At 63.5% G+C, this 15765-nt stretch carries 18 protein-coding genes; 11 read left to right on the top strand and 7 right to left on the bottom strand.

Annotation, left to right across the window (positions count from 1 at the left end; translation table 11 throughout):
- Positions 1 to 42: 42 nt before the first annotated feature.
- The 4 genes from bamA (at position 43) to rpmE (ending at position 4212) form a co-directional block, all read left to right on the top strand.
- Positions 43 to 2718 (top strand): outer membrane protein assembly factor BamA, encoded by a 2676-nt coding sequence (bamA, locus tag RUH75_RS10090; protein ID WP_313805427.1) that lies wholly within the window; start codon positions 43 to 45, stop codon positions 2716 to 2718.
- The gene (locus RUH75_RS10095) at positions 2718 to 3371 is read left to right on the top strand and encodes an OmpH family outer membrane protein (protein WP_313805360.1); all 654 of its coding nucleotides are present in this window, start codon (positions 2718 to 2720) and stop codon (positions 3369 to 3371) included. Before bamA ends, RUH75_RS10095 begins: the two co-directional genes overlap by 1 nt.
- A gap of 7 nt (positions 3372 to 3378) precedes the next feature.
- The gene (fabZ, locus tag RUH75_RS10100) at positions 3379 to 3861 is read left to right on the top strand and encodes a 3-hydroxyacyl-ACP dehydratase FabZ (RefSeq protein ID WP_313805363.1); all 483 of its coding nucleotides are present in this window, start codon (positions 3379 to 3381) and stop codon (positions 3859 to 3861) included.
- A 126-nt stretch (positions 3862 to 3987) separates the two neighbouring features.
- Entirely contained in the window at positions 3988 to 4212 is a 225-nt protein-coding gene (gene rpmE / locus RUH75_RS10105) for a 50S ribosomal protein L31 (protein WP_013847278.1), read from the top strand.
- Between the two features lie 259 nt (positions 4213 to 4471).
- Here the strand turns inward: rpmE and aroB are convergent, their stop codons facing one another.
- On the bottom strand, positions 4472 to 5596 hold the full coding sequence (aroB, locus tag RUH75_RS10110; protein ID WP_313805370.1) for a 3-dehydroquinate synthase: 1125 nt from the start codon (positions 5594 to 5596) through the stop codon (positions 4472 to 4474).
- Positions 5587 to 6135 (bottom strand): shikimate kinase, encoded by a 549-nt coding sequence (locus tag RUH75_RS10115; protein ID WP_313805372.1) that lies wholly within the window; start codon positions 6133 to 6135, stop codon positions 5587 to 5589. The genes aroB and RUH75_RS10115 overlap by 10 nt, the downstream gene beginning before the upstream one ends.
- Positions 6136 to 6215: 80 nt before the next feature.
- Here RUH75_RS10115 and RUH75_RS10120 point away from each other — a divergent pair, with 80 nt between their 5' ends.
- The 5 genes from RUH75_RS10120 (at position 6216) to RUH75_RS10140 (ending at position 11670) form a co-directional block, all read left to right on the top strand.
- The gene (locus tag RUH75_RS10120; RefSeq protein ID WP_313805375.1) at positions 6216 to 6404 is read left to right on the top strand and encodes a hypothetical protein; all 189 of its coding nucleotides are present in this window, start codon (positions 6216 to 6218) and stop codon (positions 6402 to 6404) included.
- A 5-nt stretch (positions 6405 to 6409) separates the two neighbouring features.
- Entirely contained in the window at positions 6410 to 8224 is a 1815-nt protein-coding gene (locus RUH75_RS10125; RefSeq protein ID WP_313805377.1) for a hypothetical protein, read from the top strand.
- Positions 8224 to 9141, top strand: a complete 918-nt coding sequence (locus tag RUH75_RS10130) for a tyrosine recombinase (RefSeq protein WP_313805379.1) — start codon at positions 8224 to 8226, stop codon at positions 9139 to 9141. The genes RUH75_RS10125 and RUH75_RS10130 overlap by 1 nt, the downstream gene beginning before the upstream one ends.
- 11 nt (positions 9142 to 9152) lie before the next feature.
- The gene (locus RUH75_RS10135; RefSeq protein ID WP_313805381.1) at positions 9153 to 10097 is read left to right on the top strand and encodes an acetyl-CoA carboxylase carboxyltransferase subunit alpha; all 945 of its coding nucleotides are present in this window, start codon (positions 9153 to 9155) and stop codon (positions 10095 to 10097) included.
- 79 nt (positions 10098 to 10176) lie between these two features.
- Positions 10177 to 11670 (top strand): M48 family metalloprotease, encoded by a 1494-nt coding sequence (locus RUH75_RS10140; RefSeq protein WP_313805383.1) that lies wholly within the window; start codon positions 10177 to 10179, stop codon positions 11668 to 11670.
- 69 nt (positions 11671 to 11739) lie between these two features.
- On the opposite strand, the gene RUH75_RS10145 is transcribed toward RUH75_RS10140, so the two are convergent.
- Together RUH75_RS10145 and RUH75_RS10150 are read right to left on the bottom strand one after the other, a co-directional pair.
- Positions 11740 to 11901, bottom strand: coding sequence for a Flp family type IVb pilin (locus RUH75_RS10145; RefSeq protein ID WP_046764629.1), 162 nt, complete (start codon positions 11899 to 11901; stop codon positions 11740 to 11742).
- A 138-nt stretch (positions 11902 to 12039) separates the two neighbouring features.
- The gene (locus RUH75_RS10150) at positions 12040 to 12225 is read right to left on the bottom strand and encodes a Flp family type IVb pilin (protein WP_313805393.1); all 186 of its coding nucleotides are present in this window, start codon (positions 12223 to 12225) and stop codon (positions 12040 to 12042) included.
- A gap of 77 nt (positions 12226 to 12302) precedes the next feature.
- On the opposite strand from RUH75_RS10150, the gene RUH75_RS10155 reads away from it, so the two are divergent.
- Positions 12303 to 12710, top strand: a complete 408-nt coding sequence (locus RUH75_RS10155; RefSeq protein WP_313805396.1) for a (deoxy)nucleoside triphosphate pyrophosphohydrolase — start codon at positions 12303 to 12305, stop codon at positions 12708 to 12710.
- 148 nt (positions 12711 to 12858) lie between these two features.
- On the opposite strand, the gene bfr is transcribed toward RUH75_RS10155, so the two are convergent.
- The 3 genes from bfr to RUH75_RS10170 form a co-directional block, all read right to left on the bottom strand.
- Complete coding sequence (gene bfr, locus RUH75_RS10160) at positions 12859 to 13338, bottom strand: bacterioferritin (protein WP_313805399.1); 480 nt, start codon at positions 13336 to 13338, stop codon at positions 12859 to 12861.
- Positions 13339 to 13487: 149 nt separating this feature from the next.
- The gene (locus RUH75_RS10165; RefSeq protein ID WP_025547882.1) at positions 13488 to 13658 is read right to left on the bottom strand and encodes a bacterioferritin-associated ferredoxin; all 171 of its coding nucleotides are present in this window, start codon (positions 13656 to 13658) and stop codon (positions 13488 to 13490) included.
- Between the two features lie 54 nt (positions 13659 to 13712).
- Positions 13713 to 14936, bottom strand: coding sequence for a DUF418 domain-containing protein (locus RUH75_RS10170; protein ID WP_313805414.1), 1224 nt, complete (start codon positions 14934 to 14936; stop codon positions 13713 to 13715).
- A 62-nt stretch (positions 14937 to 14998) separates the two neighbouring features.
- Here RUH75_RS10170 and RUH75_RS10175 point away from each other — a divergent pair.
- Positions 14999 to 15765 (top strand): methyltransferase domain-containing protein (locus RUH75_RS10175; protein WP_313805417.1); only part of this gene is annotated, 767 nt, incomplete at its 3' end.

The raw sequence follows: 15765 nt of genomic DNA on the forward strand, positions 1-15765 counted from the left end.
CGAAATATTGCTTTTTTGTAGAAGGTGGAGCGGGTGACAGCGATGATGAGCAGCAACAGGCAGCGCCCGGTCGTCGTGGCCCTGTTGGCGACCACGATGATCGCGGGCATGTCTGCGGTTCCGGCTGTGGCGGCGCAAGCGGCGCCGCAGCCCGCCGCTCCGGCCCCGGTCCCGGCAGCGGTGCCCGCCGCCGGGACGATCCGCAGCGTTGCCGTGTCGGGCCAGCAGCGGCTGGAGCCGGACACGGTGCTGTCCTATACCAAGCTGCGCGTCGGCCAGCCCTTCACCCAGGAAACGCTCGACCAGGCGCTGCGCGACCTTTACGAAACGGAGCTGTTCGCGGACGTCCAGATTCGCAACGACAATGGCGCGCTGACGGTCGAGGTGAAGGAAAACCCGGTCATCAACCGCATCGTCCTTGAAGGTAACAAGCGCCTCAAGGAAGACAAGATTCGTCCTGAAATAAAACTGGCTCCGCGTCAGATCTATACCCGGTCGAAGGTGCGCGCGGACGTCGCCCGCATCATCGAACTGTATCGCCGTCAGGGCCGCTTTGCCGCCACGGTCGAACCGAAGATGGTGCAGCTCGACCAGAACCGCGTCGACATCGTGTTCGAAATCTCGGAAGGGCCCAAGTCGAAGGTCCGCCAGATCAACATCATCGGCAATGAAAAGTTCAAGGACGGCGAACTGCGCGGCCAGATGGTGACGAAGCAGTCGCGCTGGTTCCGCATCTTCTCCTCGGGCACCAGCTATGACCCGGATCGCCTGGCCTATGACCAGCAGAAGCTGCGCCAATTCTACCTGACCAACGGCTATGCCGATTTCCGCGTGATTTCGGCCGTGGCGGAGCTGACGCCCGACAAGCAGGACTTCATCATCACCTATGTGGTGGAGGAAGGGCAGCGTTATAAGTTCGGCGACGTGAAGGTCACCAGCGACATTCGCGACCTGTCCGGCGATTCGCTGACCAAGATGCTGCCGATGAAGAAGGGCAACTGGTACAATGCCAAGCAGGTCGAGGACACGGTCGACACGCTGAGCGAGACGGCGGGCCTGTTCGGTTATGCCTTCGCGGACGTCCAGCCGGACTTCAACCGCGACAAGGACACGCTGACGATGGGGATCGATTTCCGCATCGCCAACGCGCCGCGCGTCTATGTCGAGCGGGTGGACATCAACGGCAATACGCTGACGCAGGACAAGGTCATCCGCCGCGAATTCCGTCTGGCGGAGGGCGATGCCTTCAACAGCTTCCTCGTCAAGCGCTCGAAGGACCGCATCAACTCCTTGGGCTTTTTCCAGGAGAAGCTGGATATCGAGCAGAAGCCGGGGTCCGCGCCCGATCGCATCGTGCTGGAAACCAATGTGCAGGAAAAATCGACCGGCGAATTGTCGCTGTCGGCCGGTTTCTCCTCGCTGGAGCGCTTCATCGTTTCCGCCTCGATCACCCAGCGCAACTTCCGTGGCAAGGGCCAGGAACTGCGTACCAGCGTCAACTATTCGGCCTATAGCAAGTCGGTGGAAGTGGGCTTCACCGAGCCTTATTTCATGGACAAGAATATCGCGCTGGGTGGGGATATCTACCGCCGCGACCTCAACAGTTTCCGCTATCTGACGGACAATAGCCGCGACACGACCTATGAGCAGTCGACGACCGGCTTCCAATTGCGTGCGGGCGTGCCGATCACCGAATATATGTCGCTGGCGCTGCGTTACACGCTGAATTTCGACAATGTGACGCTCGACAAGGATACTTATTATTCGGATACGGACGGCAATGGCACGACCGAGTGCGATCCGATCCTGGCCGGTCGATATCTTTGCGATGCCATCGGCAAGCGGACGACCTCCTCGGTCGGCTACTCGCTGATCTATGATACCCGTGACAACCGCATCCGGCCGACACGCGGTAACAATATCGTGCTCAGCCAGGATTTTGCGGGGCTTGGCGGCAGCGTCAAATATGTCCGTACGCGCATTAATGGGGCGAAATATTGGCCGCTGGGTGGTGGGTTCATCTTCTCGCTGTCGGGCGAAGGCGGCTATATCCACAGTCTGGAGGGTGACCGCCGGGATTCCACCGGAAATCTTGTCGATCCGGTGCGTTTGACCGACCGCTTCTTCCTGGGTGAGCCGCAGGTTCGCGGCTTCGATATTCGCGGCATCGGTCCGCGCGTCATTCGCCGCTATTATACCACGACCACGAACAGCGACGGATCCTTTACGGGAGTGGAAACGACCGGCAGCAACAGCCGGACGGACGATGCCCTGGGTGGCCGTATCTATTATCTGGCGCATGCTGAGGTCGAGATTCCGCTGGGTTCGGGTGCACGGGAAATGGGTCTGCGCCCGTCCGTGTTCGTCGATGCGGGCGCTGTCGGCGGTCTGAAGAATCCGAGCCTGATCGGTGAAACCAATGGCGTTAACAGCGGCTTCCCGGGCTATTGCTCCTCCAGCACCAACACGGCGCTGACGACGGTCAAGGCAACGGGGTCGGCGGTAGCGCCCATCTGTCCGGCCAATTATGACACGGTCAGCGGCGCATTTGTGGAACAATATTATGGCGACACGCTGAAACCGCGCGTGTCCGTGGGCTTTGGCGTCAACTGGAACTCGCCCTTCGGGCCGTTCCGCATCGACATCGCCAAGGCCCTGCTCAAGGAACCAGGGGACGATACCAAACTCATCACCTTCAACGTAGGGACTCAATTCTGATGAAGACGATTTTCAAGGCTGCTGCGCTCGTTCTCGCGCCCATGACCGCCATGGCGCTGACCAGCGTTCCGGCCGCCGCCCAGTCGAAGACCGGCATCGCCGTCGTCGACCTTCAGCGCGCCGTGGCGACCAGCGCCGCCTATTCGACCGCGCGCAGCCAGATCCAGACCACCTACAAGGCGCAGATCGACAGCTTCACCGCGCGCAAGAATGCCATCGACGCCGATCTGAAGGCGAAGGGCACGGCGCTGGAAGCCGCGATGAAGGCGGCCGGCAACAAGCCGACCCCGGCGATCCAGACCCAGTATGAAGCCTATCAGAAGGCCGGTCAGGACGGTCAGGCCGAATTGCAGCGCCTGGGCCAGCCGATCGCGCTTGCCAACGCCTATGTCGAGGAACAGATTTCGGCCAAGCTGTCGGACGCGCTGAAGTCCGCCATGACCAAGGCGAAGGTCGACCTGATCCTGTCGCCCGACGCGACCGTGTCCTATCAGCCGACCGTCGACATCACCCAGTCGGTCGTGACGGAACTCAACGCGCTGGTGCCCAGCGTCGGCATCGCGCCGCCCGCCGGCTGGCAGCCGGGCCGTCAGGGACAGGGCGCTGCCGCCGCCGCGCCGGCCAACCCGTCGCAGCAGCCGACGTCGCGCTGATCCTTCGATGACGGATCAGATTGACGTCGTATCCGGCGCCATCGGCCCCTTCGATATTCGGGGGGTCATGGCGTCGCTGCCGCACCGTTATCCGATGCTGCTCGTCGACCGCGTGGTTTCGATCGTGCCCAACACGTCGATCCACGCGATCAAGGCCGTGTCGATCAACGAGCCCTTTTTCCAGGGCCATTTCCCTGGTCGGCCGATCATGCCGGGCGTGCTGATCGTGGAAGCGATGGCGCAGGCGGCCGGCGTGCTGACGGTGCAATCGCTGGACCTCGCAGGCTCAGGCAAGCTCGTCTATTTCATGAGCATCGACGGGGTGAAATTCCGTAGTCCCGTCGAACCGGGTTGTCTGCTCGACCTGCATGTCGAGGTGGTGCAGATGCGCGGCGCCGTCTGCAAGTTCAGCGGCAAGGCGATGATCGACGGCAAGCTGCATGCGGAAGCCAATTTCGTCGCGATGATTGCCGATCCGCCGAAGGATTGACGGCGAGGAGGGGGGAGGGGATGGCTTCTCCCCTTGCTTTCGCGCCGATTCCCATGTAACCGCGCGCCTTCGCAATTTTTCGCATCCATGGCCGGTCGGAAACCGGCCCTTAGACGGAGCAGATTCATGAAGGCCGATACGCATCCCGATTACCACTTCATCACCGTGCAGATGACTGACGGTTCGACTTTCCGCACCCGCTCGACCTGGGGCAAGGAAGGCGATACGCTGGCGTTGGACATCGATCCCAAGTCGCACCCGGCCTGGACCGGCGGTACCCGCCAGCTGGAGCAGGGTGGCCAGGTGGCGCGCTTCAACAAGCGTTTCGGCGGCCTCACGCTGAAGAAGTAATCGGCCGGACAGGACGATATGGAAAGGGCGCCCCAAGGGGCGCCCTTTTTTGTGTTGGATGGGATGGCCGGATATGGCCAATACTGGTCATTAAGCGTGACGTGCTCCTGCGAAGGCAGGAGCCCAGTTCAGACGTTGCCATGACGAAGTGAGGGCGGGACTGGGTTCCTGCCTGCGCAGGAACACGGTGCGTATTGAGGAATGCTCAGCTAAGCCGACCGTCCGCCATCCACCCTTGGCAGACATTCCCGTCTCAGCGTCAAGCCGCCCCTGCCCGATCCTCGTCCAGAAACGCGGCGACATCGTCCAGCACGACATCCTTTGACAGGAAGGTCTGCCCGATCCCCCGCGCCAGCAGGAAGGGCAGGGTGCCCGCTGCCATCTTCTTGTCGTGCAGCATATGCGCCACCAATGCGGCGCCATCTGCTGTCACATGCGCGCTGGCGAGGTCGTATGGCAGGCCGACAGCTTTCAGGTGCGCCGTGACCCGTTCGGCCTCCTCTGCCGTGCACAGTCCCAGCCGCGCCGAATAGCGGAAGGCCAGCGCCATGCCCGCCGCGACGCCCTCGCCATGGAGCAGTGTGTCGGAAAAGCCGGTATCCGCCTCCAGTGCGTGGCCGAAGGTATGGCCAAGGTTCAGTAACGCCCGGCGGCCGGTGGTTTCCCGCTCGTCGTCAGCGACGATCGCGGCCTTGGCCTTCACGCTGCGTTCGATCGCATATTCACGGGCCTGGCTGTCGCCGGACAGCAGCTTATGCCCATCCGCCTCGCACCAGGCGAAGAAATCGGGATCATCGATCAGCCCATATTTCACGACTTCGGCATAGCCTGCCCGCGTCTCGCGCACCGGCAGCGTGTCGAGCGTCGACGGATCGATCAGCACCAAAGCCGGCTGATGGAAGCTGCCGATCAAATTCTTGCCCGCCCGCGCATTGATCGCGGTCTTGCCGCCGACCGAGCTGTCGACCTGCGCCAGCAGTGTCGTCGGCACCTGGATGAAATGGCATCCGCGCTTCAGGATCGAGGCGGCAAAGCCCACCAGATCCCCGATCACGCCGCCGCCCAGCGCCACGACATGATCGCCGCGCTCGATCTCTTGGCCCAGCAGCGCGTCGAGCAGCTCCTCCAGATGGCGCCAGCTCTTGGTCTGCTCTCCCGGTGGCAGGATGACCGGCTCGACCGTGACATTGGCGGCGCGCAGGCTGGCTTCCAGCCGGGGCAATTGCGCCCTGGCGACATGCGCGTCGGTCACGACCACCAGCCGGCGCGTATCTGCTCTTTGGCGCGCATAACCTGCCAGATGCGTGCCCGCCCGGTCCAGAGCGCCCTGCTCGATGACGATATCGTAACTGCGCGTATCCAGCGCGACGCTGACTATGGCCATTGGGAAAGCTGCTCCAAGATGCTGTCGACCGCCACATCATGCGGCGCGGCGGCGCTTTTCACATGAATGGGGCAAAGCGCGTAAACCGGATTGCGGATTGCGGAGAGTTCGGTCAGCACGACGCGCGGGTCCTTGCCCTTCAGCAACGGTCGCCCCTCGCGGCGCGACACCCGGTCGACCAGCGTATCGATATCGGCATTCAACCAGATCGCCAGCGCATGTTCCAGGATCAGCGCTCGTGTTTCTTCCTCCATGAAGGCGCCGCCGCCGGTCGCGATCACCTTGGGCTCGCCATCCATCAGCCGGGAGATCACCCGCCGCTCTCCGTCGCGGAAATAGGCCTCGCCATAGCGTTCGAACATTTCCGTGATCGTCATGCCGGCGGCCTTTTCGATCTCCTCATCGGCATCGACGAAGCTGACGCCCAGGCGCGCCGCCAGCCGCCGTCCGACGGTCGATTTGCCGACTCCCATCATGCCCACCAGGACGATGGGACCGCGTTTCGCACCTGCTTCGGCGGATTTGCTGTTTCGCTGCATGACGAGCGGGGCTATACAACCCCGCGTCGACAAGGCAAATCGCAACTTTCCTTAAGCCCGGCCCGGCCAGAACAGGACCCATGAAGCGCAATCGTTCCTACAGCAGTTTTGAAGGCAGCTCGCGGCGTCGCAAAGCGTCCCTGCCGATCATTCCCATCATTGCGATCGTCGTGCTCGTCGCGATCATCGCCCTGCTCTGGTCGCGCGGCGGCGAAAAGCCGCAGGCGCGCGTGGAAAAGATGATTCCCGCCGAAAAGCTGGGCCAGTAAGCGGCATGGGTCAGCGGCGGGTGAATGCGAAATGGGCGCTGGGGACGCTTGCGCTCGCGCTGGCATTGCCGGTGGTGGCGCAGGAAACGCCCGAATCCCTGCTGCCGCCCGGTTTCGGCGATGCCCCCGAAGCGCCGCCGCCCAATGCGCAGCCGCCGCGCACCGCGCCGGGCACGCCCGCGCCCTTGGCCGGTCCCGCGCCTGCGACCCCGATCCTGCCGCCCGGCTTCGCCATCTCGGACGAGACAGGGGGCAATGCGGCGGAGGGGATGAGCGAGGAAGAACTCGCGGCCGAGAAGGCCAAATATGATCTTCCCGAAAATGCGCATCGCTCGCTTGATCGCGTGGGGCCGCTGACGCCCGAGCGGCTGGGTCTGGAACCCAATGCCTTCGGCGCGCAGTCCGGCCAGTTCCTCGCGACGCTGATGAAGGAGACGCGCGCGCCGATCACCTCGCGCTGGGCGTCGATCCTGCTGCGGCGCGCGCTGTTGTCCGCCACCGATACGCCGAAGGACATCAACGGCGCCGATTGGGTGGCCGAGCGCGCCTGGCTGCTGCTGCGCATGGGGGAGGCGGATAGCGCCCGGCTGCTGGTGCAGAGCGTCGATTCCGACCAGTTCACGCCGCGCCTCTATGCCATCGCCATGCAGACCTATCTGGCGACGGCCGATCCGGCGGGTCTGTGCCCGCTGTCGGTGGGGGCGCTGCGGTTCAGCAAGGAGCCGGGCTGGGACATGACGCGGGCGATCTGCCCGGCCTTGTCCGGCGATCAGGGTTCGGCCAGTGGCGCGCTTAACCAGGCGCAGCGGCGGGGCGTGGTGCGCGGCATTGATTATCGGCTGGCCGAGAAGGTGGTCGGGACCGGCTTCAACGCCCGTCGCTCGGTCAAGATAGAATGGGATGCGGTGGACCGGCTGACCGCCTGGCGCTTCGGCCTGGCGACTGCGCTGAACGTCGAAATCCCCGACGATCTCTACGGCACGGTCGGCCCGCATGTCCGTGCCTGGGAAGCGCGCGCGCCCGCTCTGTCCGCCGCCCGCCGCCTGCCCGGCGCGGAAGTGGCGGCGCGACTGGGGGTCTTCTCCAGCAAGGCGCTGGTCGGTTTTTATGGCCAGTTGCAGGCCGATGGCGATGTGCCCTCCAATGCCGCCGACCGGGTCGATGCCCTGCGCACGGCCTATGCCGGATCGGGCGCCGATGAGCGGCTCCAGGCGATGCGGACCCTGTGGCAGAATGAGGCCCGGCCTGATTTCGTCGGCCTGATCGCGACCGCGCGCGCCGCCGCCGCGCTCCCGGTTTCGGAATATGGCGCGCGCGATGCCGCCAATCTGGTCGCCGCCATGTTCACCGCCGGCTATGATCGCAGTGCCGCCCAATGGGCGCGCCTTGCCGCACAGGCGGATGGCGACGGCGCAGGCGATCTTTGGGCGTTGCTGGCCGTGGGCGCGCCGAGTGCCGTGGTGGAAATCGGTTCGGGCCGCGTCTCGTCCTTTGCCAAGGAAGCCGATGCGCGCAAGACGCAGATGCTGATCGCGGCGCTGGCGGGCCTTTCCCGCCTGAAGGCGCAGGACAGCGCGTCGCTGGCGCAGGATAATGGCTTTGACCTCGGCCTCGCCAGTCGCTGGACGCGCGCCATCGACGCGGCCGCCAGTAGGGGCGAAAAGGGCAGCGTCGCGTTGCTGGCGGCGGTCGGCATGCAGACCGCCGATTGGAACCGTCTGCCGGCTTTCCACCTCTACCATATCGTCGCGGCGCTGCATCGCGTCGGGCTCGATCCCGAAGCGAGGATGATCGCGGCGGAGGCGATGACGCGGCTCTGATGAGCGAGGATGCCGCGCTTATCGACCGCTTTCTGGAAATGATGGCGGCCGAACGGGGGGCGTCACGCAATACGCTGCTGGCCTATCGCGCCGATTTGCTGGGCGCGGCGGAGATTGTCGGCGGCCTCGCCACCGCGACAAAGGATGGGCTGGCGGAACTGACACTGGCCTGGGCCGAACTGGCGGGGTCTTCGGTTGCCCGAAAATCCTCCGCCTTGCGCGCTTTCTACGCCTTTCTTGAGGAGGAGGGGCTGCGCGCCGACAATCCGTCGACCGCCCTGCCGCGCCCTGTGACCCGTCGTCCCCTGCCCAAGATACTCTCGACGCAGGAAGTCGATTCGCTGTTCACGCTGATCGCCGGGAAGCTGGCGGTTGCGCATCCCGCGCGGCTTGATCTGCGGTTGTCCGCGCTCATCGAACTGCTCTACGGTTCGGGCCTGCGCGCAACGGAGCTGGTTTCGCTGCCGCGTCGCGCGCTGGCCACGGATCGGCCCTTCCTGATCCTGAAGGGCAAGGGCGCGCGCGAACGGCTGGTGCCCATTTCCGATCGGGCGCGGGCGGCCGTGGCTGCCTGGTTGCCGCATGTGCCGGGCGACAATCCGTGGCTGTTCCCCTCCGGCAAGAGCCATGTCAGCCGCATTCGCCTTTATCAGATGGTGAAGGCCCTGGCGGTCGCCGCCGGAATCGCGCCCGAGCGGGTCAGCCCCCATGTGCTGCGCCATGCCTTCGCCACCCATTTGCTGGAAGGGGGCGCCGACCTGCGCGCGCTGCAATCCATGCTGGGTCATGCCGATATCGGCACCACGCAGATCTACACCCATGTCGACAGCCGCCGGCTGGTTGAACTGGTCAACAGCCGCCATCCGCTGGCCAGCATGACGCATCGACGCGTTGACGGCGAAGCGTCTCCGCCCTAACGCCATGCGCCATGGTTAGTTTTCTCGAATTCGAAAAGCCCATAGCGGAACTGGAAGCGCGCATCATCGAATTGCGCGCGACCGCCAATGCAGGCGAGATCGACATAGGCGGCGAGATCGACAGGCTTGAGCAGCGCGCCTCGAAAATGCTGGTCGACACCTATGCGAAGCTGTCGCCCTGGCAGAAGACGCAGGTTGCCCGCCATCCCGACCGTCCGCATTTCAAGGATTATGTCGCGGGCATGTTCGACAATTTCATGCCGTTGGCGGGCGACCGCGCCTTTTCAGACGATCAGGCGATCATCGGTGGCTTCGCGACGCTGGGCGATCGGCGCGTGGTCGTGATCGGCCATGAAAAGGGGGACGATACGGCGAGCCGGGTCCGCCATAATTTCGGCATGGCCAAGCCGGAGGGCTATCGCAAGGCGATCCGCCTGATGCAGCTGGCGGACCGTTTCGGCCTGCCGGTGGTGACGCTGGTGGACACGTCCGGTGCCTTCCCCGGCGTGCAGGCGGAGGAGCGCGGGCAGGCCGAGGCTATCGCCCGCTCGACCGAACAATGTCTGGCGCTTGGCGTGCCGATGGTCGCGGCCGTGGTGGGCGAGGGCGGGTCGGGCGGCGCGGTGGCGCTGGCGGCCGCCAATCGCGTGCTGATGTTCGAACATGCGGTCTATTCGGTGATCTCGCCCGAAGGCTGCGCCTCGATCCTCTGGCGCACGGCGGAAAAGGCGAGCGATGCGGCCACCGCCATGCAGGTGACGGCGCAGCATCTGAAGTCGCTGGGCGTTATCGACCGCATCGTGACGGAGCCGATCGGCGGCGCCCATCGCGAACCGGTGCAGGCGATCGCCAATCTGGGCGCGGCCATCGGGCAGGAACTGGATTCGCTGTCCGGCATGAGCGCCGATGCGCTGCGCACCGATCGCGCCGACAAGTTCCTCGCCATCGGCGTCTGACCGTTCGCCCCTCTGTCGGCGGGAACCTGCGCCTGCTATCCCTCGTTACGCCATGGTAACAGGGGAGGCAGGAGGCACCATGAAGCGAACATCATCTCTGATATTTGCGGGATCTTTGGCATTTGCGGGCCTGGGACTCGTCACGCTGGGTGCTGCGTCTTCGGTCGTTGGCCAGCAGCGCGCGATTCGGACCGTGTCGTCGATCAGCCCGCAGGAAAAGCAAGCCGGCGCCAGGCAGCATCCCCAGCTGCTCAATGAATTTGGCGGCGCCTATGCAGGGCCGCAGGGGAAATATGTCGAAGGCGTTGGCCGCCGCATCGCGGTTCAGTCGGGCCTCTCCAACGCGCAGGGCGATTTCACCGTCACCCTGCTCAATTCCCCGGTGAACAACGCTTTCGCCATCCCCGGCGGCTATGTCTATGTCACGCGGCAGCTCATGGCGCTGATGAATGACGAGGCCGAACTGGCCGGGGTGCTGGGTCATGAAATCGGCCATGTCGCGGCTCAACATGGCCAGCGGCGGCAGCAGGCGGCGCAACGCAACGCCATTGGCGGCACGCTGCTACAGGTGCTGACGGGGGCGGTGCTGGGCGATTCGGCGCTGGGTGGCCTGCTTCAGAAGGGAATCGGCACGGGCAGCCAGTTGCTGACGCTTAAATTCTCGCGCACGCAGGAATATGAGGCTGATGATCTGGGCATCCGTTATCTGGCTTCGGGTGGCTATGATCCCAAAGCCCTGTCGTCCATGTTGGCCGCACTGGCCGCGCAGAGCAGTCTGGACGCGAAGGTGGCAGGCAGCTCTCGTTCCGTGCCCGAATGGGCGAGCACGCACCCCGATCCTGCCTCACGCGTCGGCCGCGCCGCCCGCAATGCCGCGGGCAGCGGCTCCACCAGCACGGTGCGCAACCGCGACGCCTTCCTGAATGCGCTGAACGGCGTTCTATATGGCGATGACCCGAAACAGGGGGTGATCGAAGGCAACCGATTCCGCCATCCCGATCTTCGGTTGAGCTTCACCGCGCCCTCTGGCTTCGGCATGGAAAATAGCGCGGATGCCGTCTCGGTCGCCGGATCGGGCGGGCAGGCGCAATTCAGCGCCGCCTCCTATTCGGGCGATCTGCCGGCCTATATCGATTCGGTGTTCGCCAAATTGGGCGGCGGCGGCAGCGTCCCTCCCGGCGAAGTCCGTCGCACCACCGTCAACGGCATTCCTGCCGCCTGGCGCACGATTCGCGCCAGCACCCAATCGAGTCAGGTCGACGCAACCGTCTTCGCTTATGATTTCGGTGGCGGCAAAGCCTATCATTTCCTGCTATTGACGGCGGCGGGGCAGGGGATTGGCCCATTTTCGACCATGGTTCAGTCGGTGCAGCGGCTTTCCGTTCAGGAAGCGGCGGCGATCAAGCCTCGCCGGGTCAACGTCGTGACCGTCAAGGCGGGCGACACTGTCCAGTCGCTGGCGAAGCGCATGGCCTATGGCGATTATCAGCTGGACCGTTTCCTGACGATCAACGCCCTCACCGCGCAAAGCGTGTTGCGGCCGGGCCAGCGGGTGAAGGTCGTCACCTGGTAATCCGACATGCAATGAAAAAGGGCGGCGGAATTGCTTCCACCGCCCTTTTGCCGTCAATGTGATTCGAGCTTACTTCAGGTTGCCCGAGACATTGTTGAAGGTGTTGCCGAGCTTGCCGCCCAGGCTGGTCATGGCGCCGATCGCGGCGACCGCGATGAGAGCGGCGATCAGGCCATATTCAATGGCGGTCGCGCCCTTTTCGTTCTTCAGCATCTTGCGGATGAACTGCATTGGAAGTCTCCTTGCCTCAAATTTCACGTTTAACTACCCGGCCGCCCCCCGCTTGGAATGAAGGTCAGCATCGATTGGTGTAGAGGGGGTGGGTTGATAAAGATTTAATGCGTCGAAAGAGGTGTCAGCCATTGATGGTTAATGCGCTAGAACTTCGGCGGCGACATTGTTCCACATGCCGATGGTCTTGTTGGCGACGCTTGACATGGCGCCAATGATGGCGAGGACGACCAGAGCCAGTATCAACGCATATTCCACCGCGGTCGCGCCGCGCTGGCATTGCATCAGCCCCCAAAGGCGGAAGGTTTCGATCAACGCGCGCATGCCGCACCCCATTTACATACAGCCCGGATGCCCTTGTAAAAGTGGCAGAGTTAACAAACCCCTTTAGTCGGATCGATATGACGATAATTTCCCCCCTGCTGGTCGTTGCCGCCGCTCTGGTCGATGCCGACGGCCGCGTTCTTTTGCAGCAGCGCCCGGCTGGAAAGCCGATGGCCCATCTCTGGGAGTTTCCCGGCGGCAAGGTTGAGGCGGGAGAAGCGCCTGAAGCCGCTTTGATGCGCGAGCTGGAGGAGGAATTGGGCATCCGCACCCATGCCAGCTGCCTGGCTCCGGCGACCTTCGCCAGCGAACCGCTGGGCGATCGCCATCTGTTGCTGCTGCTTTATGTCTGCCGCAAATGGCAGGGCATCCCCGAAGCGCGGCATGCGATCGCGCTGCAATGGGTCAGGCCTGCGCAAATGTATGCGCTGGACATGCCGCCAGCGGATTTGCCGCTGATCGGCTTGCTCGATGCGCTGATTTAGAGCCTGTTCCGATTAGATGGAATCGGAACAGGCCCTATTGTCATTTGTTTTCCGCGATTTCCGAGTCGTCAGATGTTCCATCTGACTTGAAATCGCTCTAGGAAGAGGGCGGGGCGGCGTGCCGGATCGGCCGACCCCGCCGGCCGGCTTATTCTTCGGCTGCCTTGCTTTGCAGCTGGATGTAATTCTGGATGCCCATGCGGTCGATCATCTCAAACTGGGTTTCCAGCGTATCGACATGCTCTTCCTCGCTTTCGAGGATATATTGGAACAGATCGCGGCTCACATAGTCGCGGACTGATTCGCAATAGGCGATGGCGTCCTTCAGCACAGGCAGCGCCTCATATTCCAGCTCAAGATCGGCCTTCAATATCTCTTCCACCGTTTCCCCGATCTTCAGCCGGCCGAGCAGCTGGAAATTGGGCAGGCCGTCCAGGAACAGGATGCGCTCCGCCACCTTGTCGGCGTGCTTCATCTCGTCGATCGATTCATCATATTCGAACTTGGCCAGCTTCTCGATGCCCCAATGGTTCAGCATGCGATAGTGGAGGAAATATTGGTTGATCGCGGTCAGCTCATTCTTGAGGACCTCGTTCAGATATTCGATGACCTTGGCGTCGCCCTTCATGGCGGTCTACTCCGGCTATGGGAAAGCAGCCGGGATCATAAGCGTTCCGATTCCGTTTGTTAATCCGGAAAGCCTTGGGAATCCGCCATTTTTCCGTTCGCTATTGCGTCGGGTTCGCGTTTTTCAAATGCGCTTGATTTGCAATGGCTTCAGATCGAAGCACGTTCCGCTGCAATGATCGTGCGGGCGAATGGCACGCACTGTCCGCATTTGGGCCGACGGCCGAGACGTGCATAAGCGCTGCAAGGGGTTGCGCAACCTTCGCGGGCCACTTCCTTCAGGTCTTTTTCACGAATGGCATTGCAGACACAGACAACCATGCAAATCTCCCGCGCTGGGAGATAGCGCAGATGATAATAGGTCGCAATAGAGATTCAGTCGCTGTTGCGAATCTTTTGCGTCTGGCCGCGCGTCAGGCTGCGCCAAAGCCATTCAGCCGGCCCCAGCGCAAATCGGCGCTGCCACAATGGCGACCAGATCAGCATGAGTGCCCAGGTCGTCAGGACGAACAGCGGCAACAGGCGATGCGGCACATGGCCGAACAGCCCCAGCCCCCAGCCATAGAAGACCGCGCACATGACAAGGCTGCTGCCCAGATAGTTACTGAGTGCCAGACGGCCGACCGCGGCGATCCGCGTCATGAAGGCCCGGCCGCCGAATTGCGTGAACAGCCACAGGATCAATGCCGTCCAGCCCACCGCCAGCGGGATGCGGAAGGGGAAGGACCAGACCAGTACCGATCCCAGCGTGGTGAGCGCGGCAAACCCGCCGGAGATGATCCAGAAGGCCAGCGCTGCCATCGGGGGCAGTCCGATCAGGAAGCAGTGGCGCGCCGTCCGCCAATATTGCTCCGCCTGCCACCGTCCGGTCAGGAAGCCGCCCTTCAGCATCGCCATGCCCAGCAGCATGAAGCCCAGCGTGTCGAGCGTCACGAAGGGCAGGGTGGTCGACCACTGGCCGCCGAACAGGGCGAGATGATGGGCGAAGATGCCGGCGAAATTGCCGCGATAGGTTGCAATCTCGCCCTGGATCGCGGGATGGGCGGGATCGGAAAGCGAGGCGATGAAATTGGCGAAGCCCGCCCCGGCATCCGCGGCATGGCTCCAGGCGTAAAGCGTGCCGATGAAGGCCGCGCAGACGAGGAAATGCGCCAGGAAGAAGAGGAAGGCCCATTTGACGAGCGCCAGCGGCTCCATCCGCGCGAACGGCAGCGCGGCGAGGCCGACCAGCGCATAGATCATCAATATGTCGCCCCACCACAGCAGCAGATAATGGGCGAAGCCGAAGAGGAACAGCCATGCGGAGCGAATCATCTGCGTCCGGCGACCGTCGCGGCCTGCCATTTCCTCCCGATCGATCAGCAGCAGCATCGATGCGCCGAACAGCATGGAAAACAGCGCCCGCATCTTGCCATCGACAAGCAGGAAGTCGAGGGTCCAGAAAAGCATGTCCCCTCCCGACAATGGCCCCGCCGCAGCCGGACTGAAATAAGCCTGTTCGGGCAGGGCGAAGGCCGCGATGTTCATCCAGAGGATTCCCATGACCGCGCAGCCGCGCAGCACATCCATGGCGGGAATCCGGGAAGAAAAGGCGGTCATGGGTTGAGCTGATCCTTGTTGATGCTGGAAAAGAGCGCGCCGCTCTGCCAATGCGAGTAGCCATGAACGGCCCGCGCAAGCAACGAATAAGCGATGCCTTCGGCGCGGCGGCAAGGCATTATGACGATCATGCCGGGCCGCAGCGGCTGGCGGCCGCGCTGGTCGCTGACATCGCACAGCGGCAGAGGCCCGGCGACGTGCAGCGGATATTGGAGATTGGCTGCGGCACCGGCTTTCTGACGCGCGATATTCAGGCGCGCTGGCCGGGCGCGGAACTGGTGGCGACCGACCTGTCGCCCGACATGCTGGCGCGGGCGGCGACGGGGGGGCTGGTCGCGGGCACGTTCCTGACGATGGATGGCGAAGCGCCGATCTTCGAAGGGGAATGGTTCGACCTGATCCTCTCCAGCCTTGCCTTTCAGTGGTTCGACGATCTGGAGGGCGCCATTGCCCGTTTGGCCGGCTTGCTGCGGCCGGGGGGGAGCCTCATTTTTTCGACCATGGGGCAGGGCAGCTTCGCACGCTGGCGTGGGGCGCATGATGCCAGTGCGGTGGCGGCGGGGATTCCGGACTATCCCTCGCTCGAAATGCTGCGGTCGATGCTGGCGCGTTTCGAGGACGCCTTTGCCTTTGACGAGGATTATGTCTTGCCCTGCGGCGGCGCGAAGGGGCTGATCGCCCATCTCAAGGGCATCGGCGCGGTGGTGCCGAGCGAAGGACGCAAGCCGCTGGCGCCGAAGGATTTGCGCCGGGTGATGGCCGCCTTTGAGGGGAGCGGGGGCGAGGATGTCTATCAGGTGCTGTTTGGGCGCGTCACGCGGGTTGGTTG

It is taken from the genome of Sphingobium sp. (assembly GCF_032153725.1).
In the GTDB taxonomy this organism is placed as follows: domain Bacteria; phylum Pseudomonadota; class Alphaproteobacteria; order Sphingomonadales; family Sphingomonadaceae; genus Sphingobium.